At 50.7% G+C, this 1,257-nt stretch carries 1 protein-coding gene; it reads left to right on the forward strand.

The features are described 5' to 3' along the window. Window positions 1-1,257: VCBS domain-containing protein (locus AKL11_RS25820; RefSeq protein WP_216636847.1), on the forward strand; the 1,257-nt coding region annotated here is incomplete at both ends.

Here is a 1,257-nt window from a genome sequence, read left to right on the forward strand (position 1 = left end):
GAACTGACGTCTACTCTTTCCGACAGCGGCAGCTTTACCATCTCGGACACTGACCTCACGGACACGCAGAGCCTGTCATACACAGCTGGTGCGCCCGCTTATCTGGGCAATTTCTCGATCACATTAGCGGATGACACAGCGTCCGATGGCACCGGTCAAGTCGATTGGAACTTTGATGTGGTTGACAGGGACATCGATTATCTGGCCGCCGGTCAGACGCTAACCCAGACTTATACCGTCACAGTGGATGACGGCATCGGCGGCACCGTTGATCAAGACATCGTCATTACCCTCACCGGCACCAACGATGCACCAATAATTAGCTCAATCATCGACGTTACCGGTGCAATCACGGAAATAACCGACGGTGGCAGTGGCGAAAATGTCACAGTACATGTTGAATCCGGTAGCTTTGTGATCAGTGACCAGGATATTACTGATAGCCACTTTATCAGCGTCAGTGCTAATGGCAGTGATTATCGAGGAAATCTGAGTCCAAGTATTAACAACATTTCCGGTCAAGTCGATTGGGATTTTGAAGTGTCTGATAGTGACATTGATTATCTCGCCGCCGGTCAAATCCTCACGCAAATCTATACGGTCACCGTATCCGACGGCGAAGGTGGTAGCGCGGATCAGGACATTGTAATCACCCTAACCGGTACTAACGATGTGCCTATTATTGAAGCCATCACGGACGTCACTGGTAGCATTACTGAGCTCGGCGATGGCATTAGTGGTGAACTGACGTCTACTCTTTCTGATAGCGGCAGCTTCTCCATTTCTGACGTTGACCACTCGGATGCTCAAAGCGTGACCTTTGCAAGTGCTGGGAGCGAATATCTGGGCAGTTTCAGTGCTACTGTAGGAGACAATACAACCGGGGATGGTTCCGGTCGTATCGACTGGAATTTTGATGTCGCTGACAGTGACATCGATTACCTGGCCGCCGGTCAAACCCTTACTCAAACCTACACAGTCACTGTGTCCGACGGCGAAGGTGGTGAGGTAGATCAGGATATTATCATCACCCTGACCGGTACTAACGATGCGCCTATTATTGAAGCCACCACGAATGTCATCGGTGATATCACAGAAATGGGCGACAATAATATCGGCGAACTGACGTATACTCTCTCCGACAGCGGCAGCTTTACCATCGGCGATGTTGACCACACGGACACACAGAGCCTGTCATACACAGCTGGTGCGGCCGATTATCTGGGCAACTTCTCGATCACATTAGCGGATGACACC

The sequence above is a fragment of the Endozoicomonas ascidiicola genome, from assembly GCF_001646945.1.
In the GTDB taxonomy this organism is placed as follows: Bacteria; Pseudomonadota; Gammaproteobacteria; order Pseudomonadales; family Endozoicomonadaceae; genus Endozoicomonas; species Endozoicomonas ascidiicola.